A 21411-nucleotide genomic window follows, 5' to 3' on the forward strand; every position below is an offset into this window, starting at 1 on the left:
TGTAAGGAGTCCTCAGATTAACGATTCAGCAAGTCGTCGCGCTGACGTCCACTGCCGGTATTTCAGCAGCCTGCTAAAAGCCATGTGTGCCACCCGCCTGGTTAACTAGCAAGGTGCGATTTTCCGCCTTTAAAAGCTTATCAGACGAGCTTACTTTTTCAAGGCGATTCAGCTCGACCGGAGGCGTGACGCATCAGTTGTCGCCGGCCTGGCATTTCGAGGATTGCCGCCGCGCCATCTCGCTCGCATAGTGTCGTGCGAGCAGGTCATACAGGACCAACTCAAAGGAGTTCGCACAATCCCGAAAAATCCGGTTTGCCCACATGTGCAGATAGCTCTGGACAAGCGCTGCACGACTACATCCAAGCAGCCCATCAGCCTCCAGCGCAACTAGTCTATTGATTGTGGGTGCGATGCTCGCGGAGCGGGTCCGGATAGCGAGATCGGCTTCGCAGTGGTCACGAGTTTTCGTGGAAAGCAAGCTTTCCACCACACCCCTAAGTTCGCGGTATTTTGCTGCCAGAGCGAACAATGCCTGTTGATGCGCGCGGCCTTTCAGAAGGAGACTTCGGCAGGTGGCCATGACCCGTCGGCGCTCATCCATGTCCAGACCAAAGTCATCGAGCAAGGTGTGCATGCCGAGCAAGGCGGCGCGCCATCTCGATTCATTGTCTACGCGATGCCGGGTAATAATCGAAATCGCAGCCACGCTGTCACTTTCAAAGATTGCATGCGCGAGTTCCATTGCTTGAAAACCACCGTAGCGCGCAACCTCGGGCACGTATGTGTCTACGGTGTGTCTGTAAAGGCTGTTGCGCCATGGCGCCAATGCAGAGAACACCCGTGGCACCACCTGCTGCCATAGCAGCGATGCCTCGCCATGCAGCCGCCATCGCAAATGGCAGTCAGGATCAGCATAGCGTATGAAGAACCAGGTATCGATCACCCCTTCTGCCCGCAACGCAGCGGCCAAAGGTCCCACGCACTCGGTCAGGAATCGGTCTAGCGTAGCGGGGCCCGCGTATAGACGAAGATAGAGCCAGTCTTCCCCCGGCCGGCTGTCTTGGCCGGACGGCATGGCGCGGGCTGCCCGCAATGTTTCGCGGACACGGCGCGCGCGAACCAATGGCACGACCAGTTCATGGTGAAAGCTGCCTTCCTCGCCGGTCGCCAACAGCTGGTCGGGCAACGGGAAGACTTCGCTTACGGCAACCGAGGTGCGCCGCCTGGCGGTGGCCAGGAAGCTGTCTACTGACAAGGCATTGTCGAAGTCAACTAACAGCGTCTTGTCGTTTTCCAGAAACCACACCAAGCGAGGCAGCCGATGCGCTGCCCGTAGGGCCTCGATAGCTGTCATCCTGTCGTGCTCGGAAAGCAAGTGGATCGCCGCCAGTTCCTTGGCACTGAACTGCCAGCGTGCAAGCGACAATACGAACCGACCGAACACCAGCCGCGGCAGAAAAGGGGCGCTGGACAATGCTCCCCAAGAGAATTTGGACTCGGCGGCGTGCCCGCCAGCTGCCAGGCTGGCGAGGAAGCGATACAGCAAGGGACCTCCGCGCTGGTGGGCGTGTGCGCATCCCAAATGTGGCACGACGCGGCGCTCCATGGCGGCAGAGCGTAGAACCACCTTGCCTTCGCGCACGGACACAAGCAGGTCACTGACGGCGATTTGTTGCGAACGCGATGCCCCGGATGACGCATGTAGCGATATTTCATAGGCGCGCAGTATTGGCCGACAGACCACATTGGCAGCCTTGCCTGGCGGCAAATAGGCGATTTCCGCATGAATCGCATCCGGGTCGCAGGCCTCCTCCAGCCGAAGGGCACCACGCACCAGCGTAGTGAGTTTCCGTGACGCATGGCAAAAGCGGCCCAGCAGGGTGGCGCTCGAGCCACCAATTACCTTCTGAAGGTAGATCTGGTAGTCGCGCCGCCGGGCCGTCGCTGGTGCATCTGACGCGGCAATCGAGACGATTGCCGCGCAGCCATGCGGTGCGACCCACGGCTTATCCCCGACAAGCGCCTCAATATCAGCGTGGTCAAGCTCAACCTGTGTCGATTGATGCATGAGCGCCTGCGCGAGAAGCTGCAACAAATGTTGATCGCGGCCGTGCCAGACGCGCTTGGGGGGCTCGCGAGTGGATGGCAACCCTTCCAGCAAGGATGAGGGACTTGCGCCAATGTATGATTCCGCTTCGAAGCCGATGCCGTCTTCTTCGTCCAACGCCTGCAATAGCGGCACTTCGCGCTGGCCGAAACGGCTCTCAAAGCGCCGCGCGAATTCGTCCAGCACATCTGGCTCGCGCTGCGCTGCCAGCTTGCAAAGTAGCTCTGCCCCGCTGGCTATCTCGTTGGCCATGTGCTGGCTTAACGAGAGCGACGCGGCAGGCTTCTCCAGATCGACATAGAACTTGTGTCCGGAGCAATCGCTTTCGGCAAGTGCTTGCAGCAGAGCCTTCGACTCGGCTTCGGGGTACTCGCCGGGGCAGGCTGTCTGGTCTGACGCAGCGAATATTGTGCTCAGGATAGAGGGGGACGAATGACTGGCGGCCAAATCGCGCAACCATGCCACAGTCGCCCTGCCCGGCTCGGGGCCGGTGGCAAAAGGAGGCAGCACGGGGCGAAGCAGACCTGCCTCGATCAGTTCATCTAGGAAGGCGAGCGCGTCGCTTTCGTCAAGATCGGGCAATGCCACCGTCAACTGCTCGACGATCGCGTTCAAAGTAGGGGCCTCCTCCCCTGCAGCTGCCGCCAGCACCCATCGTAAGTAGTGACTGTCCTTTACTTCCACCAAGTGATAGGTCGGATGCGGGTCGCCGAGGCGCATCTCGTGGTAGCGTAAACGGTCGCCGGCCTGGTATAGAGTCTGCTCTGCGCGATAGTGCAGGTGGCGCCGAATGCAAGCGTCCCTTGCCAATGATCGTGCCACTTCTTGCAGGTAACCGGCGTCTAGACGGATATGGCGACGATGATCAGCCAGGGGCGCGACTGCGAGGCGGGTGACGTCACCGATCGGACCAGAGGCCCAGCCGGCGAACAGGCCGAACGGCGTCGCGCGGCTGGCCAAACGCTGCAGATAGCGCACAGCCACCCTCTCGACTGCGAGAGCATCCTTGTTCTCGCAGCCGTTCAACCAGGCGGCCATGCGTCGAGAAAATCCAGGGGAAGCCAGCTCAATTGCCTCACGCACTTGTGGGCGCGCGACAATCTCGCGTAAGCGCGCTCGCAACAGCGCAGCCCCAGCCGGCCCGGACAGATCTGCACACCAATCCAGCAACACATCCCACGGCAGCGCAGGCGAGCGCATCAGGAAAAATCCCGTGTCCGCCAGCTCTTTCTTTATTCGTGCCATCGTCACTACTCTTCGCCCCTGCCGGTCAAAGTACGCTGTTCCTCATTAGGAGCCAGGCGACGCCGGTTGGCGAAAGCCTGCCACAGGCTACCCCAGCCTCGACGCACCAGTTGGCCCCACAGCTGCGGTGTTGCCAGCCCTTGGGGGAACGGTCGTGGCCAGAAGAAATTGACATTGATGGCCCACGGCGAGGCCACCGTCACCTGGTGATACCAGCCAACTGGAATATAAAGAGATTCCCCGGCTTGCAGAGTGCATTGCCACCCGACCGCCCGGCGCGCCAGCGGAAACCGCTCGAAATCTGGCAGGTTGGGATCGAAGCGGCAATGGGTCATGCGCGGCATGGGGTATAGCCAACGTGCTTGCGACGGCGCAAACATAATGAAGGTCTTGTTGCCAAATACCTGCACATTGCAGTTCGGCTTGATATCTGCGTGCAGACCGGACGAGGTTCCCAGTACGCCGCACCAGAAGATAGTGTCTATCGGGGGCGGATCAAACCAGGGTGGAACGGCGGTGTCGGCAAGCAGCAGTGGCGACAAGGCGCCCAGGCTCACGTCAAGGTAATAGCTGCTTTCGAACCCGCAAGCTCCGATGGCCCGGATCAGCTGCGCCGTGTCCGCGCCGGCGGCCGCGATGGCGAGGATATCTTCCGAGCCGGCGATTTCCAGAACCCAGTCCAGATAGTCGGAAAACAGGATCTTGCCCCCAGCCAGCATGTTCTGGTAGACGTTCCGCGGCGCCCCGCTTACCTCGCGCACGGCAACCTTGCGCGCCCCAACGGCGGTCTTCAGGTATGCAGGCTGCCACCGATGCAATGCCGGCCAGGCGTCCACGTTGCCTGTCACGACACAAGGCGCCCGCGCCAAGCGCGCAGGCCTGAAGCTGCAAGCGGCAATGCGAGGAACAGGATTGAGTTCCATGGCTCTCATCGCCGGTCACGCCATTAAGCCGCGATGACTTAGCTCCCGTGCGCTCAGATGCCGACACAGTAATGCGGGTCCTCCAACTATGATTTGGCGGGATTAATCACGTCAGCGCCCGGGTCCGGCAGTCCGGGGCAAGTCCACAGACTCTCGCTTCGAGGGGCCAGCAGCCGTTCCCAGACATTGAGATTGCGAATGGTTTCGCGCTCCAGCGTCAACTTCCTTTTCTTGGCTTGGTCAGGCTGCCCGCCGGCGGGATCCGGTCCCTTCTGCGCGCCCAGGGATTTCTCCGCCAACGACAGGATTCCCAACAGAACCGTCGCCTCCTTGTCGTCGAGCTTGGCACCGAATTCGTTGAGCTTCTCCGCAAGGCCGTTCACATCGACCTGGGTCACTTCTACATATTGGGACATACTGCCTCCCCAGTCGGACAGCGAAACTTCAGGTAGCACCGCCTCCTGCGCATATCAGGAAGAGGGCGAATGGCACGACATGACTTAAAGATCGCATTACAAATTGAATCCCACGATTTAAGTGTAGGGATTGAAAATAAAAATAGATGTCCAGTGATTGGATAGGTAGTAGTATCTTGCCGCCGGCATTCAGATATTTTAAAACCTGAATTTAGTTGTGTTGAATGTGTAACAAATTTGAATCGCTCTGATCAGCGTATGTACTCATGTGGCCGAGGTTTCTCGTTCGCCGGAAGACTGTCAGCGCTCGACTCATGAGCCTTCAATTCAAACTGCCTCTGCGTACGCCTGTGCCGCCGCTATCCGATCTAACCCGCGACCGTCCTCACTGCGCTGTTTTTTAATCTCATATGCACAAAAATTAATGCCAGCCGGAATTCGCTTCACCTAACCTGAATCCACAAACAAGAACCAGGAGTCCCTCAGGGAGGGCGTCTTATGGATACGCACGAAAGGTCCGACCTCCGGCGACGAGTTGCAACGGTCTTGCGGGGGGATGCGCTGTTCAGCACAATGTCGACCGACTTTCCGCTGCGCCAACGGTTCATCAGCAACGCGGCACAGGCCCTGTCCGACGTGACCGATCCGTTCAGCCGCAGGCCCTTCATAAACAGCGGCACCTCCTCCGGTATACCCGTCCCGTCGCGGCTTCCGTCGAAGAAATGTCGGGCTTCGCCATCGCCTGCGTGATGTCACGCTCGAAGCGCTGCCCGGCTACGCGATCCGACCGGAGGAAAACGGCAGGCTGTGGTCCTAGCCCCTCGGCTTGGCGTTCGGCCACGTTTCGGCGCACGGCAGCGCATGGCCGTAAGCAAGGCGACTCTGCCCGCATCACTCGCACTTTCGAAAGGAGCCTTCCATGGACGCCAATACTCTCACTTCCCACTTGCACACCCGCACCACCCATGTGGTTACGCTAGGCGGCGCTGGAGCCGCCATGCTGACCTTCGACCTGGCATCGGTCAGCATGACGCCCGAGCAGGAAGTGGTCGTTCGCAAGCTGTTCAGCCAGCGCCCGGCCCTGGTCGCAACCGAAGGCCCGCACTCTGCCCGCGACGAAACCAACAAACCAGGCCCGGCAAGCCAATACCTCACCCCAGCCGAATTTGAGAGCATCCGGAAACTTGGCGTTCGACTGGGCACCCAAGGCGTACTGGCGGCAACCGCCTGCGACTTTTGTCTGCACTGCGTCAAGCTGGAGGCGCTGCCTTCAGCGGGACCGCTACAGAACGGATGAAACGGGATGCCGATGCCACGTTCCGACGAGGCTATCGACCTTGCCACCCAGGCCGCAGCCGATAGCCTGATCCTTGGTGGCGCCAACAGACATGAGACCGCGGCCTTCCTCGCCGGCATGCCGCCGGGCCGTAGCGCCGATGCGATTGCAGCGCTGCTTAGCCCCTGGGGCGACGCACCGCGCCGCTTCGCCGCGGACTCGTCGCTGATCCTCGGCAGTTGGCTGTCGGCTCGCCTATCGGCGCGAGGTTACACGCCTGCTTCCGAGCCGCGCGCGGCCATGTATGCGCTGGCAGACGCAGCCAGGATGCTCGCCCTGGTGGAATTGCTGCGCTGGCAGACCGTGGTGTCGGCTATGCCCATGCCGCCCCATCTCGAAAGCGTGCGTGACAGGCTCCTTTCCCAGAGCGGCGCAATGTTGCGAACGCTCGCTCGGCTTTCGGACACCAACGACCTGCGACATGAACACCGCGTGCTGAAATGTCTGAGGGACAAGCCTTGACCCCGCTGCCGTGTCCAGGAACCGCCGCGCTTGCCCGGCGCGGCCTCTTGTTGGGTATGGCCTGGCTCAACGAGAACCTTCAGCATTTCGCGGTGCGCACAGTCACCAGCCAGCGGTTTGACAAACACGACGTGGCACAGTTGAAGCCGCTCTCTGAGCTTGCGCTGACAGTCTGGATGCTGAAGCGATGTGGTCTTGGGCTTCCCCTCCTCGATGCGACCGCCGGCTGGATCTGGCAACAGTGCGAACATGGCCGCAAGCTGGTGGCACTGCTGCTGGCACGACACGATTTCCTGCCCTGTTGCGCACTCTATGCGCCGCTGCGCCAGCTCGATTTCCGAAACCCGGCACTAGACCGCGTGCTAGGCTTACTTTCGCGCGCGGACATCGCGGCAGCGCTTCCGCTGCAACCTTGGTCACGCCTGGCGATGCGCTATAACTTATGGCAGCTTGGCCTGACGGAATGGCCAAGCCACGAGGCTGGGCTCTATATAGCGGCACGGCCCGAACCGTGGGTGGTCTCCGGGGAGGTGGCCTACGCGATTACGCATGAGGTGTTCTACCTAACTGACTTTGGGGCGCGCGCGCTGGAAGACGCCCGTGTGACGGATTACCTGCGCGCCTGGCTGCCATACTGGACACGTGCCTTTGCGGACGCCAATGATAACGACCTCGCGGCGGAACTGGCCATGGTTGCTGCCTGCCTACAAGCCAGCCATGATCACGCGAGTACCCAGGGGCTGCATAGCGCGCTTGCTAGCCAGCGCGAGGATGGAGCCGTGCCGGGACCTGACGGCGCAGGCAGCTTCCTTTTCGCTGCGGGCGACACAGCTGCACGCCGGGATTTCCTGGGCTGCTATCACACTACCCTGGTTACCCTGATGGCGGCAGCCATGACATTGCGGAATGCCGCAATCTGAGCGCTCCGATCGGGAGTCGGTGACGAAGGAACTGCGTACACAAACAAAAGACCTCTACCGGGTGTTACGTATAAACTGGGCAGTGTTCAACGGCTGGCGCTTCCGGGAATCGAGGCAAAATCAATCAGGCGCAACTGCCTGCGGATTCGACGATTTTTAACTGACCTCGGTCCTGGAACGACACTTGTTGCTGCAACTTGGCGACCGCATCACGATCAGATAGCGAATTGAACCGGGATCCGCATGGCCGATCGTGAACAATCCGACCAGCGTTGCGTGAAACTGCTGCGCCAGCGCGATGGCGATGTGCAGCCGCTGGTGCGTGCGGCGGCTGGCATCCAGATGCACTGGGAGGGTGGCATAGTCCATGCGCAGTCCCCTGTTGCACGGTGTGCTGCAATGTAGGTCGCATTGCATCCGTGCAGTTGTCGCACGTCAAGACTTGCGATGATGGTTCACCAAGGCCAGGACACCCCTCCGGCTTGATGCGTGTCAACTCCTGTTGCGTCGCGGCCCCTAGCCTTCCAGATATCAGCCTCCGCAACAAGCAGAGCGACCATGACTTCGTTTCCGCGATCCGCTCGCCTTGGCGCGGATCGCGGCACAGCCTGCTGGTGCCGCATCCGGCGGCGCCGACTCGATAGAAGGAATACGTGATGAACAAACCGGAAAGGGTCAGCCACCCAGCCGCAACGCCCCAGGTACGCACCGGATACCTGACTGCCGATGAGCGCGCCGCGACAGGACGCGCGTTGCGCGAATCCGTCCCTCGCGGCTCGCAATCCGGCTGGCAACCGCCGGAAGATCGCCGCGACCCCGTCGAACTGCTGAATGAATCCAACGCCGGGCGGATCCTGGACCTAGTCCCGATCCGATACGGTCGGATGGCGGCATCCCCGTTTGCGTTCTACCGCGGATCGGCCTCGCTCATGGCGGCCGATCTTGCCACCACGCCGTCCAGCGGCATCCGCGTGCAGGCATGTGGAGACGCTCACCTGATGAACTTCGGAGGGTTCGCTACGCCCGAACGTAACATCATTTTCGACATCAACGACCTGGACGAGACATTGCCGGCCCCGTTCGAGTGGGACCTCAAGCGTCTGGCGGCCAGTCTGGCGATCGCGGCCGAGCATCTCGCGCTGCCAAAGAGCGATGCCGCTCGCGTAGTGACCGATGTTGTGCGCGAGTACCGCGAACGCATGTTCAACTATGGGTGGATGCGCACCCTTGACGTCTGGTACGACCGGATCGACCTGCAGAGGTATGAAGACCGCAGCGGCGATCCCGAAATCGTCGCTGCGGCACGCAAGCGCCTGGCGCAGAGAATCGAGGCGGAACGGCGCAAGACTGTTCCCGATCACCTCTATCCCAGGCTGGTATCCGAAGAGGGCGAAAGGCCGAGAATCAAGGATGAGCCTCCGTTCATCTTTCATCCCACCAAGGAACTGGCTCCCGGCCTGGCGTCGGACTATGCGCAAGCCATCGCTTCCTACCGCGACAGCCTTCCCGAGCACGTCCGTGTGCTGTTCGACCGCTTCCATTTTTTCGACATGGCTATCAAGGTCGTTGGCGTCGGCAGCGTCGGGACAATGTGTGGCGTGGGCTTGTTTCTCGCCGCGGACAACGATCCCTTGTTCCTGCAGGTAAAGGAAGCGCGTGCTTCCGTGCTGGAACCCTACGCGGGAAAGAGCCTGCATGCCAACCATGGCGAGCGCGTCATCGCGGGCCAGCGTCTCATGCAGGCGGCGAGCGATGTCTTCCTGGGCTGGACGCGCGGAGAAAGCGGACGCGACTTCTATGTACGACAGTTGCGCGACATGAAGCTCTCCCCGGTGATTGAGGACTGGGATACGGGCATGCTCCGGCAATATGGCCGCATGTGCGCACATGCCCTTGCTCGCGCGCATGCGCGCTCTGGCGACGCCGCCATGATCGCTGGCTACATGGGCTCCGGCCAGACCTTCGATGATGCGATCTGCGAGTTCGCCACGGAGTACTGTTCACAGAACCGCAGCGATTTCCGCGCGTTCGTCGCAGCGATTCGCGAAGGACGGATCAAGGCGACCCTGGATGCGGATTGAATTGCAAGCCGGACGGCGAAGATAGCCGTCATAAAGGGACGCGACCCAGGTCTTCCAGGATATTGCGAGCCGCGTTCGGCGTGTTGCCAAAGAAGCGCAGCCGCGACTGTTCCATAACGCGACAGCATGTACGTGGATTCAAGTCTTGCGAAGGATCAATGGGCCAATTCGAATGCGACCTACTGTTCAAAGTAGCGGCTTCATTTTTTGCGCGCCTTGTCGCCAAAGCAGGAGAAGTACGATGACTGTGACACTGAAAGCTGTAGGGGAGAAGGGCTCCGAGGCTCCCTGTCATTATCAATCACTTGCCATGCGCGTCATCAAGGTTATGCGCACCGCCTCCGTTGCGTGGCTACTGGGCGTTGTCCCGCTTCTCTACGCGGAGACTCTCGCAGCGCATCCGAAACCGCCAGAAATCCACCAATCCTCTGGCGTCCGGTATGTCTCGGGCGGGATCGGGCGCGAAGCCATGCAGCAAATGCAGGCGATAGCCGACCAATTCAATGTCCGACTCATGTTCCAAGACCCTTCAGAAGGCACCCCGATTTCTGGCGTCACGCTGATCCTCGTCAACGAAAAGGGAAAACGCCTGCTACGGTTGGTGACCGATGGCCCCTTGGTCTACCTCAAATTGCCTCATGGCCGCTATTATCTGACCGTAATTTATCAAGACGCGGATCACCAGCAGTGGATTACGGCTGAAGCCGAGCCGATGGACCTGACATTTCTTTTTAACCTGATTTATCTAGAAAAAAGCTGGCTGCATGCACGGACTCGCACGCCACAGTTGGCGACTCCCACATGAGAAGGGCCATAATGGCGAGAGGCGCCCGCCCTCCCCCAAGGGGGTCTCAAAATACACTCAAAGGACCGCTAGCGAGTTCATTGCTTAATAGCATAAGGTTGCTCGACTCGACCTCAGCGTATCGTGTATTCGCCTCTCCTCGGCCGGGGACCCATCGGCCACAACGCCGATGGACACGATTCGAGGATTGTCAACCTGTACAGCTTGCCGACATGCGCCATAGGATTCCTGCCCGCCGCAGCTTCCGGATGCCGACGACGGCGTGCTGGCGTGGCAAATGCGTGTCCAGGAGCCACTGACCGAAGCCGAGCGTGCCTTCATCGCCTCGCCGGGCAGCTTCACGGGCCGCGCTACGCCCGGCCGCGGTGACCCCAGGGCTGCGGCCGTCATCTAAAGCAGCGCCAGCATCGCTTGCTTTCACACCCGGCAACGCCCCATCGACGCTGCTTGATGGAGCGCAACCCATGGCCGGGGGCAGCGCCTACATTCATCCATACCGGTGCCGTGCCATGTGCAGAGCGCTGGCGCCGCTCTTTGCAACAAATGTGAGGGCACCCCGGGGCCCCGCATGACAGCGCGCCGGTCTAGGCGTCCTGGCCGGAGCGCCACCACCAGACAACAGGAGACACCGACATGATCAAGAACCTCGGCAGTGCGGAACAGATCCGCAATGAGATTCTGCGGCGCCTGCAGGAAAACGCAGACCTAGGCGACACCTGCCGCGACTGCGACATCCCGTTGCCGCAGCGTGTCGACGCAGATGCCAACGGCGGCTGCAACTGGACCATCGACGCCTTTCCCGCAGTTCCGCAGGCATGCCTGGCGACGGTACAGGCTGTCACAGCAGAAATGATGCGTGAGTACGACCTGCGCTAGCCGGCCAGCGCCAGCCTGCCGGCCACTGCCCGGCAGGCCTCGTTTCCGCTGTGGCAGCCCGGCAGGCCGATGCGCCCGGGCTCGGTGGCCTGCCGACCGCTTCTGCCCCCCCGACTGTCACACATAAAGATCTCGTGCCGGCGCTGGCACGCGGTGCAGCGCTTCGCGGTCGGGTACGCCTGCAGGCGCGAAAACGGGATCGGCTGCTGGCAATCGATGCAGTTGCCATACTGGCCGCGCTGCTTCCGCGCCCGCGCGGCGGCGATGTCGGCTAATTGCATGCGGTAGTGGTCCGGCATCGCGTCTTCCTGCGCAGCGCATTGCGCACACATCACCTGCCGGGTTTCGCACCAAGGCGGCCTTCAGTGCACAGAACCGCCGCCGGTGAAGCTTGCCTTGTAGCCGGTTGCGTTGGATCAAGCCACAGCGCCATGTCGCCACTAGTGTGAATCCAGGTCGCTCGCTAGCGCTGTTCAGCCAACCCTTGACAGCTCCCCGGACGTTGCTCGTCCCAATCGGAACCTAGGCTTTGCTTTGGCGTCGGCATAAGTCCACCCGGAAGGAGCAGCACATGTCCAACGAACATACGCAGGTTGTCTGGTTCGAAGAATTAAGACGGGCCGATGTTCCTCGCGTCGGTGGCAAGAACGCGTCGCTGGGGGAGATGGTGGCCAACCTCGCGCCCGCAGGCGTCAAGGTTCCACCTGGGTTCGCAGTCACGGCGGATGCATACTGGCGCTTCATTGAGGCAAATGGCCTGCGGGAGCCACTGTCCAGGATGCTCGGCGAACTTGCTGAAGGCAAGGTGTCCCTTGTCGAAACCGGGGCCGCCATTCGTCAGATCATCCTCCGCGGCGAATGGCCCAGGGAGACGGCAGAGGCGATTCGTCTGGCTTATGAAGCATTGAACCACCGGTCCGGTCGGGTCAACATGGACGTTGCGGTCCGCTCGAGCGCGACCGCCGAGGATCTGCCGGATGCGAGTTTTGCCGGACAACAGGAAACCTTCCTCAATATCCGGGGTGATCGTGCACTCCTTGACGCTTGCCGGCGCTGCTACGCCTCGCTTTTCACCGACCGCGCGATCAGCTACAGGCAGGCAAAGGGCTTCGATCATCTGAGGGTTGGGTTGTCGGTCGGCGTCCAACGCATGGTGCGATCCGACCTGAGCGGCGCCGGTGTGATGTTCTCCATAGACACCGAAACCGGCTTCGACAAGACGGTCCTGATCAACGCCGCATGGGGTCTGGGCGAGAGCGTCGTGCAGGGCACCGTCGAACCGGACGAGTACGAGGTGTTCAAGCCGCTTCTGTCCGACCCGTCGCTCACGCCGATCATTGGGAAGAAGCTCGGCGACAAGCGGCGCAAGATGATCTACACGAGCGATAGCCGCCTTCCGACCAAGTATGTCCCGAGCTCGAAGGCAGAACGTGCGTCCTTCGTGCTGGCAGATGCGGAAATTCTCACCTTGTCGCGCTGGGCCACCATGATCGAAGATCATTATGGCCAGCCCATGGACATCGAGTGGGCGAAGGACGGCGAGAGCGGAGAGATATATATCGTCCAGGCCAGACCGGAAACTGTCCAGTCGCGACGCGAGGCGAGCGCGGTGAAGACCTATCACATCAGGAAGGCCGGCCGCAAGCTGGCATCGGGCGTGAGCATTGGCGATGCCGTCGCGGCGGGCATGGTCTGCGTCATCGAGAGCCCACGCGAGATGGGACGCTTCGTCGACGGCGCCATCCTCGTGACGCAATCCACGGACCCCGACTGGGTCCCCGTCATGCGGCGCGCGGGTGCCATCGTCACCGACCACGGCGGCCGCACCTCGCATGCAGCCATCGTAAGCCGTGAACTCGGGCTTCCGGCAATCGTCGGCACAGGCAATGCGACCCATCTGCTGCACGATGAGCAAGAGGTCACCGTATCCTGCGCGGAAGGCCGTGAGGGCTTTGTCTACGAAGGCACCGCCGACTATGAAGTCGAGGAAATCGACTTTGGCAGTATCCCGGCGACGCAAACCAAGGTCATGCTCAACCTGGCCAACCCCGCTGCAGCGTTCCGCTGGTGGCGGATCCCGGCCGATGGCGTAGGGCTGGCACGGATGGAGTTCGTGATCGGTAATCACATCAAGATCCATCCAATGGCGCTGGTCCGATACGATACGCTGAAAGACGATGAGGCCAGGCAGACGATTGCCGGCTTGACAGCTGGATACGAAAGCAAGACGGAGTACTTCGTGGACCGGCTCGCGCGCGGACTCGGGCGGATTGCCGCTCTCCAGTATCCACATCCGGTAGTTGTCCGCATGAGCGACTTCAAGACCAACGAGTATGCGCATCTGATCGGCGGCGCCGAATTCGAGCCGCGGGAGGAGAACCCGATGCTTGGATTCCGTGGCGCGTCGCGATACTACTCTCCCCGCTATCGAGAGGGGTTCGCGTTGGAATGCCAGGCGATTTGCCGTCTGCGCAGGGAGATGGGGTTCACCAATGTGATCGTCATGATTCCGTTCTGCCGCTCCGCGAAAGAGGCGGACCGCGTACTTGAAGTCATGGCGGAGAACGGCCTCGTGCGCGGGGAGGCCGGCCTGAACGTATATGTCATGTGCGAGATCCCGTCGAACGTGATCCTGGCGGGCGAGTTCGCCAAACGCTTCGACGGCTTTTCAATCGGCAGCAATGACCTGACTCAGCTCACGCTCGGCGTGGACCGGGATTCCGCTGACCTCGCGGAGTTGTTCGACGAACAGGACGAGGCCGTCAAGTGGATGATCCGTAGCGTCATCAGAGAAGCGCACAAGGCCGGTGCCGATGTCGGCTTATGCGGCCAGGCGCCCAGCGACCATCCGGAGTTTGCGGGCTTCCTCGTCGAAAGCGGCATCGATTCGATGTCGGTGAGTCCCGATAGCTTTATCGCGGTCAAGCGTCATGTTGCAGCCGCCGAGCAAGCGAGGACGAGGATCTCGTCCATATGAGCGTCACCGAGGTGAAAGATGGAAGAGACATGCCGGAGCTACCCAAATACGCTCCCTACAGCAGCATTGCCCTTATCCCGAGGTCTTGGGGCTGGGCTTGCCCGCGCAGGTAACGGTTGGCCGTGCAGCGCTGGCCGCCCCGCTTTTCGTCGCCTGCCCCGGCTCTAATATTGGTCCCATGGAGACCAGGCACCAAAATGGATCTGTCAAGAATCATCCACAAGACGGCGGCGGACCTGCGTGTTGCGCCAAATTTTGCCGACTATGAGACGGAGCGTCGTGGTTTTTCCTGGGACGCCATCCGCAGGACCCTCGGCACCCAGCCCGATGGCGGATTGAATATCGCCTGGCAGGCGGTGGATCGCCATGTGGGCAACGGTGCAGGGAACAAGGTCGCATTCCGCTTTCTTTCCCGGGACGGACCGTCAACGCGTGCCGTTACCTACGCAGAGCTGGCCAGACTCACCAATCGTTTCTGCAATGTGCTACGCGAACTCGGCGTGGGCAAGGGTGATCGGCTCTTCATTCTCGCTGGACGCATCCCGGAGCTTTATACCGCCCTGCTCGGCGGGCTGAAGAACGGCTGCGTGGTCTCACCGCTGTTCTCGGCATTCGGGCCCGAGCCGATCGCCACCCGACTGAACCTCGGCAAGGGCTCGGTGCTGGTCACCACCGACGAACTCTTCATGCGCAAGGTCGCCGCATGGCGCGACCGCATACCGAGCCTCAAACACGTTCTGCTGGTCGCCGAAGACGGCGGCCCTACCACGATACCGGGCACGCTTGACCTGACTGCAATGATGCACAGCGCGACGGACACGTGCGCAATCACGCCCACCACTTCCGAAGACATGGCGCTGTTGCATTACACCAGCGGCACGACCGGCACGCCAAAGGGGGCGGTGCACGTCCATGGCGCGGCAGTCACCCATTGGGCAACCGGCAGGTATGCGCTCGATCTTCATCCGGACGACATCTTTTGGTGCACGGCCGATCCGGGCTGGGTGACCGGCACATCCTACGGTGCCATCGCCCCCTTGCTGCATGGCATCACGTCTATCGTGGATCCCGAAGAGTTCGACGCGCAGCGCTGGTATGAAATCCTCCACGACGAAGGAGTGACGGTCTGGTATACGGCGCCGACCGCGATCCGCATGCTAATGAAGGCGGGTGCCGATACGGCCAGCGTGCAGGCTTTCCCACAACTGCGGTTTGTCGCCAGTGTCGGCGAGCCGCTGAACCCGGAAGCTGTCTGGTGGGGCAAGAACGTGCTGGGCCTGCCGATTCACGACAACTGGTGGCAGACGGAAACGGGCGGCATCATGATCGCCAACACGCCAGCCTTTGATATCAAGCCTGGCTCGATGGGCAGGCCGCTTCCCGGCGTGGATGCGGCCATCGTCCGACGCAAGGAAGACGGGCGCGCCGAGCTGATCGATACGCCCGAGATCGAGGGCGAGCTTGCACTCAGAAGCGGCTGGCCGTCGATGTTCCGCGCCTATCTCAACGACGAAGCGCGCTACCGCAAGTGCTTCGCCGGCGAATGGTACCTGACCGGCGACCTGGCGCGCCGCGACGCCGACGGCTACTACTGGTTCGTCGGCCGCACTGACGACGTCATCAAGTCTTCCGGACACCTGATCGGCCCCTTCGAGGTCGAGAGCGCACTGATGGAGCACCCGGCCGTCGCCGAAGCCGGCGTCATCGGCAAGCCGGATCCGGTGGCAGGAGAAGTGGTTAAGGCATTCGTATCGCTCAACTCAGGTTTTGAACCTTCTGAAGCGCTGCGCCTGGAGCTCCTTGGCCATGGCAGGCGCCGCCTCGGCGCGGCGGTGGCCCCCAAGGACATCGCCTTCCTCGCGGAATTGCCACGGACGCGCAGTGGCAAGATCATGCGCCGATTGCTGAAGGCGCGCGAGCTGGGCCTGCCAGAGGGCGACACCTCTACGCTTGAGACCGGATCATGATGGACATCGAGCATCCCGCTCCCCCGCCCCCTGCCGGTCCGGTGCCCTATGACAAGGCATTCGCGCTTACGCTGCTGCGCGACATGGTGCGTATTCGCCGTCTTGAGGAGACCTGCGCGCAGCGCTACGGCGAGGGCAAGATACGCGGCTTCCTGCACCTGTACATCGGCGAGGAAGCCGTATGCGTTGGTGTTCTCCATGCGCTCGCCCCTGACGACAATGTGGTCGCCACCTATCGGGAGCACGGGCATGCGCTGGTTCGCGGCATGGACATGGGCGTGCTGATGGCCGAAATGTACGGCAAGCAGGAAGGCTGCGCGCGCGGCCGCGGCGGCTCCATGCACCTGTTTAGCCGCGCCACCCGGCTTTTCGGGGGCAACGCCATCGTGGGCGCAGGCCTGCCGCTGGCGGTGGGCCTTGCGCTCGCCGAGCAAATGCAGGGCAGCCAGCGCGTCACCGCCTGCTTCTTCGGCGACGGCGCGGTCGCCGAAGGCGCGTTCCATGAGTCGATGAACCTGGCCGCCTTGTGGAAGCTGCCGCTTCTGTTCTGCTGCGAAAACAATCTCTACGCGATGGGCACGGCTCTGGAGCGCCATGAGTCCCAGACAGACCTTTGCGCCAAGGCAGCGTCCTACAAGATGCCGGCCTTCGGGGCTGACGGAATGGACGTGGTCGCCGTCTGCGAAGCTGCCAGAAATGCCGTGGCCAGCATCAGGGGCGGCAGCGGGCCGGTGTTCCTTGAACTGCGCACCTATCGCTTCCGCGCTCACTCCATGTACGACCCGGATCTGTATCGCCAGGCGGCCGAAGTCGAGGCGTGGAAGGCACGCGGTCCCATTCATACGTTCACCGCGCGGCTGAAGGCGGAAGGCAAGCTGTCGGAAGACGAATTTCTCTCGCTGGACGCCGACGTTGGCGCGGAGGTTGCGAGGGCCGAAGCCTTTGCAGAGGCAGGTACCCTGGAACCGGTGGAGGATCTGCTGAAGGACGTGTACTCACCGGCGGGAGGTAGCCCATGAGCATACGCCTCAGCTACCGCGAGGCCGTGCGCGAAGCCCTGCGCGAGGCGCTTGCCAAGGATCCCCGCGTCTTCCTGATGGGCGAGGACGTCGGCCGCTACGGCGGCAGTTATGCGGTCTCCAAGGGGCTGCTGGCGGAGTTTGGCCCCGAACGCATCCGCGATACCCCGCTATCGGAACTCGGCTTCACCGGCGCCGGCATTGGCGCAGCCCTGGGCGGCATGCGCCCCATCGTCGAAGTGATGACCGTCAATTTCAGCCTGCTCGCACTCGACCAGATCGTCAATACCGCAGCCCTGTACCGCCATATGTCGGGTGGGCAGTTCTCGGTACCGCTGGTGATCCGGATGGCCACCGGGGCGGGCCGTCAGGTCGCGGCCCAGCATTCCCACAGTTTCGAGGGCTGGTATGCCGGGATACCGGGCCTCAGGGTCCTGGCGCCTGCCACTGTCGAGGATGCACGCCGCATGCTGGCACCGGCATTGGCCGATCCCGACCCGGTGCTGATTTTCGAGCATGCAGGCTTGTACAACGTGGAAAGCGAAATCCCGGATGCGTCCGTCGTGGATATCCACTCCGCACGGGTCAGGCGGCCCGGCAAGGACGTGGCCCTGATCGCGTATGGTGGCGGCCTGCCCAAGGCGATGCAAGCCGCCGATTTGCTTTCGGCCCAGGGAATCGATGCCGAGGTGCTCGATTTGCGCGTCCTGCGCCCGCTGGACGATGCGACCATCATGGCATCCGTCGCGAAATGCCGGCGTGCCGTGGTCGTCGACGAGGGCTGGCGCAGTGTCGGCCTCGCCGCGGAGGTGATGGCGCGCATCGTCGAGCAGGTTTTCTATGAACTCGACGCTCCGGTGGCCCGGGTCTGCTCCGCGGAGGTACCGATTCCCTATGCCAGGCATATGGAAGAGGCCGCCCTGCCCCAGGCCGACAAGATTGCCTCCGCCGCCAGCCAGCTGATCGCATGAGCAAGCCGGCAGTCCACAACACCTCCAATGCCCGCAACCGGCGCATCGTTCCGGCGAGGACAACGTGATCGAATTCCGCCTGCCCTCGCTGGGCGCAGACATGGATGAGGGTACGCTGCTCGAATGGGCCGTGCAGCCCGGCGACACCGTGAAGAAGGGGCAGGTCATTGCCGTGGTCGATACCAGCAAGGCCGCGATCGAGGTGGAGACGTGGTACGACGGTGTCGTCGCTGAACTCCTGGTTTCGCGGGGAGACAAGATTCCCGTCGGCACGCTGATGGCGACTCTCCTTGAGCCTGGCGAAACACCAGGCGCCATGCGGCGCGCGCCTGCGCCAGAGCCGGGGGCCGGCGGCCCTCGGGGTCGACGCATGGTGTCCCCGGCCGCGCGCAAGCTCGCACGGGAACACGAGATCGACGTCGAAGCCCTCAGCGGCACCGGGCCGGGTGGCGCGGTAACGCTGGCCGACGTCGAGCACGCCGCGTCCAAGCCCGTCGCCACGCCGGGCGACCGATCGGCCGAGATCCGCAAGACAATTGGCGCGGCGATGGCGCGGTCCAAGCGCGAGATTCCTCATTACTACGTCGCAGAGACGATTCCGTTGCGGGCTGCGCTCGCCTGGCTCGCCCGGGAAAATGCCGATCGGTGCATGACCGAGCGCGTCCTCCCGGCGGTCTTGCTGGTCAAAGCCGTCGCAGTCGCCCTCAAGCGCTTTCCAGAGTTAAATGGATTCTTCCGCGACGGTACCTTCAGCGCCGCAACGGCCGTGCACGTCGGGGTCGCGATATCGCTGCGCCAGGGCGGCCTGGTGGCGCCGGCGCTGCTGCATGCCGACAGCAAGCCAGTTGCACAACTGATGCAGGAACTGGCCGACCTGGTCAAACGCTGTCGCGCTGGTTCCCTCAGGCGTGCCGAGTTGTCCGAGCCTACCGTCACCATTACCAATCTCGGGGATCAGGGCGCGGAACAGGTGTTTGGGGTCATCTATCCTCCCCAGGTGGCCCTGGTGGGTTTCGGCCGCATCGTTGAGCAGCCATGGGCGGAAGACGGTGCAGTGACAGTGATGCCAGCGATCACAGCCAGCCTGTCGGCCGATCATCGTGTCTCCGACGGTCATCGCGGCGCGCTTTTTCTCACTGATCTGCGGGAACTGCTGCAACATCCTGAGGAGCTTGATCGATGAACAACGCCAGTATTCGCGCCATCGTCTTGTCCACGTTGCGCGAGATCGCCCCAGAGATCGAGCCGCAGGTCCTGCGCCCGGATCGTCCGCTGCGCAGGGAGGTCGACCTTGATTCCATGGACTGGCTCCGCTTCCTGGTTATCTTGCACGAGAAATTGAAAGTGGAGATTCCGGAGTCAGACTACGGCCGGCTCGTCACGCTTGACGATGTCGTGTCCTACCTGGAAGCCGCAGCAACACGTTGAGCTCGCTTCAGCCAGAAAGCGAGAGGACGCCGTGTGCCGCAAGCGCGGCACACATGGCACCGGCTGGAAGCCCTTCGCGGAACAGTGGTGGTCGGTGAGGGCGGCGGGCAAGTCAAACGCATCGGGGGCATCATGCCAGAGTACGTGAAAGCCGCGTCTCCCGAACCGAGACCCATCTGGGTGGAACACTATCCCGCAGGCGTGCCTGCGGAGGTCGACGTCCATCACTTTGCTTCGCTTGCCGACATGCTCGCGCACAGTTGCCGACGATACGCCACGCGTGCGGCCTTCACCAACATGAGAGCTGTTCTCACGTACGCGGAACTCGATCGCCTGACGCGCGACTTTGCCTCATATCTGAAGCGCCTGGGGCTAAACCGGGGTGATCGTGTGGCGATCATGCTGCCAAACCTGCTGCAGTACCCCGTGGTGTTCTTCGGAATCCTGCGGGCCGGCATGGTGGTGGTCAACGTCAACCCGCTCTACACGGCGCCCGAATTGCGGCATCAGCTTGCCGATTCAGGCGCGGCCGCGATCGTTGTCCTGGAAAATTTTGCCCCCACCTTGCAGGCGGTTCTCGGCGCCACTGCCGTGCGTCATGTCGTGACCACCCAGGTGGGCGATCTTCTTCCTCCATTGCGGGCGCGTCTTGTCAATTTTCTCGTCAAGTGGGTCCAGCGTCGCGTGCCGCCCTGGCGTCTGCCGGGTTCGGTCAGCTTCCATGCCGCGCTGCGGCGTGGTCGTCGTCATCCGCCAGACGAACCCGCCCTTTGCCCGAAGGATGTTGCCCTGCTGCAATACACGGGCGGCACGACCGGGATTCCGAAAGGTGCCATTCTCACGCACGGGAATCTGGTGGCCAATGTCGAACAGATCTCTGCCTGGCTGGGCGCGACCCTGGAGGCAGGCAAGGAGGTTGTGGTAACGCCGCTGCCCCTGCATCACATCTTTGCGCTGACGGCCAACTTGTTGACGTTCGTGCGATGGGGTGGAAACAATGTGCTTGTTACCGATCCGCGTGATCTCCGCACGCTGCTGCGTACGCTGCGGACCACGCGCTTCAGCGCGATCAGCGGTGTAAATACGTTGTTCCGCCTATTGCTCGACGCACCGGGTTTCGCGGAGGTCTGCCGGGCGAACGCCGGTAACCTCAAGTTGGCGGTTGCCGGCGGCATGGCAGTGCAGCGTGAGGTGGCGCTGCATTGGCACCAGGCCACCGGCATCCCGCTGACAGAAGGGTATGGCCTGACCGAGGCTGCACCGGTCGTCTGTATCAATCCTGTGGGTGGCGTGGCGTTCAGCGGGGCCATCGGCATGCCGCTACCCTCCACGCGGGTCGCCATCCGGGATGAGACAGGCCACGACCTGCCGCCGGGCCAGGCGGGCGAGATCTGCGTGCAAGGCCCGCAGGTCATGCCGGGCTACTGGAACATGCCGGAGGAAACGGCATGCGTCCTCGGCGTCGGTGGCTGGATGCGCACCGGTGACATGGGTGTGATGGACGCCCGAGGCAGTATCCGCTTCCTCGCGCGCTGCAAGGAGGTCATCGTGGTATCCGGCTTCAAGGTCTACCCCAAGGAAGTTGAGGATGTGGCCATGCAGCACCCCGGTATCCGGGACGCCTGCGCCATCGGCGTCCCGGACGAACGCTCTGGCGAGGCAGTCAGGCTCCTTGTGGTCAGGCGCGATCCAGCGCTTTCCGCCGAGGCGGTGCTGGCCCATTGCCGCGCGCAGCTGACCAGCTACAAGGTGCCCCACTACGTTGAGTTCCGGCCCTCCCTGGCCAGGTCAGCCCTCGGCAAGGTCTTGCTCAGGCCGCCAACCGAAGGGCAGGCAACTACCATCGGAATGTGCCTCTGAGTTGCCAGGCAGGAA

18 protein-coding genes are annotated in these 21411 nt (G+C 62.2%); 13 read left to right on the forward strand and 5 right to left on the reverse strand.

What is annotated here, in order from left to right; all coding sequences use genetic code 11:
• Positions 1-193: 193 nt before the first annotated feature.
• From J8I34_RS25700 to J8I34_RS25710, 3 genes are all read right to left on the reverse strand, one after another.
• On the reverse strand, positions 194-3355 hold the full coding sequence (locus J8I34_RS25700) for a lantibiotic dehydratase (protein ID WP_209807295.1): 3162 nt from the start codon (positions 3353-3355) through the stop codon (positions 194-196).
• Positions 3356-3360: 5 nt separating this feature from the next.
• The gene (locus J8I34_RS25705; RefSeq protein ID WP_209807296.1) at positions 3361-4278 is read right to left on the reverse strand and encodes a cupin-like domain-containing protein; all 918 of its coding nucleotides are present in this window, start codon (positions 4276-4278) and stop codon (positions 3361-3363) included.
• Positions 4279-4364: 86 nt separating this feature from the next.
• Positions 4365-4694: a hypothetical protein gene (locus J8I34_RS25710; RefSeq protein ID WP_209775083.1), complete on the reverse strand. Its 330-nt coding sequence runs from the start codon at positions 4692-4694 to the stop codon at positions 4365-4367.
• 919 nt (positions 4695-5613) lie between these two features.
• Between J8I34_RS25710 and J8I34_RS25715 the strand changes: the two genes are divergently transcribed.
• From J8I34_RS25715 to J8I34_RS25725, 3 genes are read left to right on the forward strand one after another with little or no spacing between them, the layout of a single operon-like run.
• Entirely contained in the window at positions 5614-5991 is a 378-nt protein-coding gene (locus tag J8I34_RS25715; RefSeq protein ID WP_029049809.1) for a hypothetical protein, read from the forward strand.
• 12 nt (positions 5992-6003) lie between these two features.
• Entirely contained in the window at positions 6004-6492 is a 489-nt protein-coding gene (locus J8I34_RS25720) for a hypothetical protein (protein WP_209807297.1), read from the forward strand.
• Positions 6489-7412, forward strand: coding sequence for a DUF6895 family protein (locus tag J8I34_RS25725; RefSeq protein WP_209807298.1), 924 nt, complete (start codon positions 6489-6491; stop codon positions 7410-7412). Before J8I34_RS25720 ends, J8I34_RS25725 begins: the two co-directional genes overlap by 4 nt.
• 156 nt (positions 7413-7568) lie before the next feature.
• Here J8I34_RS25725 and J8I34_RS25730 read toward each other — a convergent pair whose 3' ends face one another.
• The gene (locus J8I34_RS25730) at positions 7569-7781 is read right to left on the reverse strand and encodes a hypothetical protein (RefSeq protein WP_029049806.1); all 213 of its coding nucleotides are present in this window, start codon (positions 7779-7781) and stop codon (positions 7569-7571) included.
• Between the two features lie 287 nt (positions 7782-8068).
• Here J8I34_RS25730 and J8I34_RS25735 point away from each other — a divergent pair, with 287 nt between their 5' ends.
• The 3 genes from J8I34_RS25735 to J8I34_RS25745 all read left to right on the forward strand — a co-directional run bounded on the left by J8I34_RS25735 (position 8069) and on the right by J8I34_RS25745 (position 11174).
• Positions 8069-9493 carry a DUF2252 domain-containing protein gene (locus J8I34_RS25735; protein ID WP_029049805.1) on the forward strand — a complete coding sequence of 475 codons (1425 nt, stop codon included), beginning with the start codon at positions 8069-8071 and terminating at the stop codon, positions 9491-9493.
• 241 nt (positions 9494-9734) lie between these two features.
• A complete protein-coding gene (locus J8I34_RS25740; protein WP_245176132.1) occupies positions 9735-10298 on the forward strand; it encodes a hypothetical protein in 564 nt (187 codons plus the stop codon).
• A 633-nt stretch (positions 10299-10931) separates the two neighbouring features.
• Positions 10932-11174: a hypothetical protein gene (locus J8I34_RS25745; RefSeq protein WP_029049174.1), complete on the forward strand. Its 243-nt coding sequence runs from the start codon at positions 10932-10934 to the stop codon at positions 11172-11174.
• Here the strand turns inward: J8I34_RS25745 and J8I34_RS35525 are convergent.
• Positions 11171-11473: a TraR/DksA family transcriptional regulator gene (locus J8I34_RS35525; RefSeq protein WP_348635772.1), complete on the reverse strand. Its 303-nt coding sequence runs from the start codon at positions 11471-11473 to the stop codon at positions 11171-11173. The two genes, J8I34_RS25745 and J8I34_RS35525, sit on opposite strands and share 4 nt — an antisense overlap.
• A 272-nt stretch (positions 11474-11745) precedes the next feature.
• Here J8I34_RS35525 and ppsA point away from each other — a divergent pair, with 272 nt between their 5' ends.
• The 7 genes from ppsA to J8I34_RS25785 all read left to right on the forward strand — a co-directional run bounded on the left by ppsA (position 11746) and on the right by J8I34_RS25785 (position 21396).
• Positions 11746-14151 (forward strand): phosphoenolpyruvate synthase, encoded by a 2406-nt coding sequence (gene ppsA / locus J8I34_RS25755; RefSeq protein ID WP_209807299.1) that lies wholly within the window; start codon positions 11746-11748, stop codon positions 14149-14151.
• Positions 14152-14348: 197 nt separating this feature from the next.
• The gene (acsA, locus tag J8I34_RS25760) at positions 14349-16118 is read left to right on the forward strand and encodes an acetate--CoA ligase (protein ID WP_209807300.1); all 1770 of its coding nucleotides are present in this window, start codon (positions 14349-14351) and stop codon (positions 16116-16118) included.
• Positions 16115-17137, forward strand: coding sequence for a pyruvate dehydrogenase (acetyl-transferring) E1 component subunit alpha (gene pdhA / locus J8I34_RS25765; RefSeq protein ID WP_029049171.1), 1023 nt, complete (start codon positions 16115-16117; stop codon positions 17135-17137). Before acsA ends, pdhA begins: the two co-directional genes overlap by 4 nt.
• Complete coding sequence (locus J8I34_RS25770) at positions 17134-18108, forward strand: alpha-ketoacid dehydrogenase subunit beta (protein WP_029049170.1); 975 nt, start codon at positions 17134-17136, stop codon at positions 18106-18108. The genes pdhA and J8I34_RS25770 overlap by 4 nt, the downstream gene beginning before the upstream one ends.
• A gap of 64 nt (positions 18109-18172) precedes the next feature.
• The gene (locus J8I34_RS25775; protein WP_209775100.1) at positions 18173-19291 is read left to right on the forward strand and encodes a dihydrolipoamide acetyltransferase family protein; all 1119 of its coding nucleotides are present in this window, start codon (positions 18173-18175) and stop codon (positions 19289-19291) included.
• Positions 19288-19536, forward strand: coding sequence for an acyl carrier protein (locus J8I34_RS25780; RefSeq protein ID WP_029049168.1), 249 nt, complete (start codon positions 19288-19290; stop codon positions 19534-19536). Before J8I34_RS25775 ends, J8I34_RS25780 begins: the two co-directional genes overlap by 4 nt.
• 132 nt (positions 19537-19668) lie before the next feature.
• The gene (locus J8I34_RS25785) at positions 19669-21396 is read left to right on the forward strand and encodes an AMP-binding protein (RefSeq protein WP_209775102.1); all 1728 of its coding nucleotides are present in this window, start codon (positions 19669-19671) and stop codon (positions 21394-21396) included.
• The last annotated feature ends 15 nt before the right edge of the window (positions 21397-21411 follow it).

The sequence above is a fragment of the Cupriavidus phytohabitans genome (genome assembly GCF_017815025.1).
GTDB lineage: Bacteria > Pseudomonadota > Gammaproteobacteria > Burkholderiales > Burkholderiaceae > Cupriavidus.

Bases quoted from the DNA above. Each gene is read 5' to 3' on its own strand.
- pdhA (WP_029049171.1), top strand. From the start codon at position 16,115: ATGATGGACATCGAGCATCCCGCTCCCCCGCCCCCTGCCGGTCCGGTG.
- J8I34_RS25745 (WP_029049174.1), top strand. From the start codon at position 10,932: ATGATCAAGAACCTCGGCAGTGCGGAACAGATCCGCAATGAGATTCTG.
- J8I34_RS35525 (WP_348635772.1), bottom strand. From the start codon at position 11,473: ATGCCGGACCACTACCGCATGCAATTAGCCGACATCGCCGCCGCGCGG.
- J8I34_RS25780 (WP_029049168.1), top strand. From the start codon at position 19,288: ATGAACAACGCCAGTATTCGCGCCATCGTCTTGTCCACGTTGCGCGAG.
- J8I34_RS25735 (WP_029049805.1), top strand. From the start codon at position 8,069: ATGAACAAACCGGAAAGGGTCAGCCACCCAGCCGCAACGCCCCAGGTA.
- J8I34_RS25730 (WP_029049806.1), bottom strand. From the start codon at position 7,781: ATGGACTATGCCACCCTCCCAGTGCATCTGGATGCCAGCCGCCGCACG.
- J8I34_RS25785 (WP_209775102.1), top strand. From the start codon at position 19,669: ATGCCAGAGTACGTGAAAGCCGCGTCTCCCGAACCGAGACCCATCTGG.
- J8I34_RS25715 (WP_029049809.1), top strand. From the start codon at position 5,614: ATGGACGCCAATACTCTCACTTCCCACTTGCACACCCGCACCACCCAT.
- J8I34_RS25770 (WP_029049170.1), top strand. From the start codon at position 17,134: ATGAGCATACGCCTCAGCTACCGCGAGGCCGTGCGCGAAGCCCTGCGC.
- acsA (WP_209807300.1), top strand. From the start codon at position 14,349: ATGGATCTGTCAAGAATCATCCACAAGACGGCGGCGGACCTGCGTGTT.
- J8I34_RS25720 (WP_209807297.1), top strand. From the start codon at position 6,004: ATGCCACGTTCCGACGAGGCTATCGACCTTGCCACCCAGGCCGCAGCC.
- J8I34_RS25700 (WP_209807295.1), bottom strand. From the start codon at position 3,355: ATGGCACGAATAAAGAAAGAGCTGGCGGACACGGGATTTTTCCTGATG.
- J8I34_RS25705 (WP_209807296.1), bottom strand. From the start codon at position 4,278: ATGGAACTCAATCCTGTTCCTCGCATTGCCGCTTGCAGCTTCAGGCCT.
- J8I34_RS25740 (WP_245176132.1), top strand. From the start codon at position 9,735: ATGACTGTGACACTGAAAGCTGTAGGGGAGAAGGGCTCCGAGGCTCCC.
- ppsA (WP_209807299.1), top strand. From the start codon at position 11,746: ATGTCCAACGAACATACGCAGGTTGTCTGGTTCGAAGAATTAAGACGG.
- J8I34_RS25710 (WP_209775083.1), bottom strand. From the start codon at position 4,694: ATGTCCCAATATGTAGAAGTGACCCAGGTCGATGTGAACGGCCTTGCG.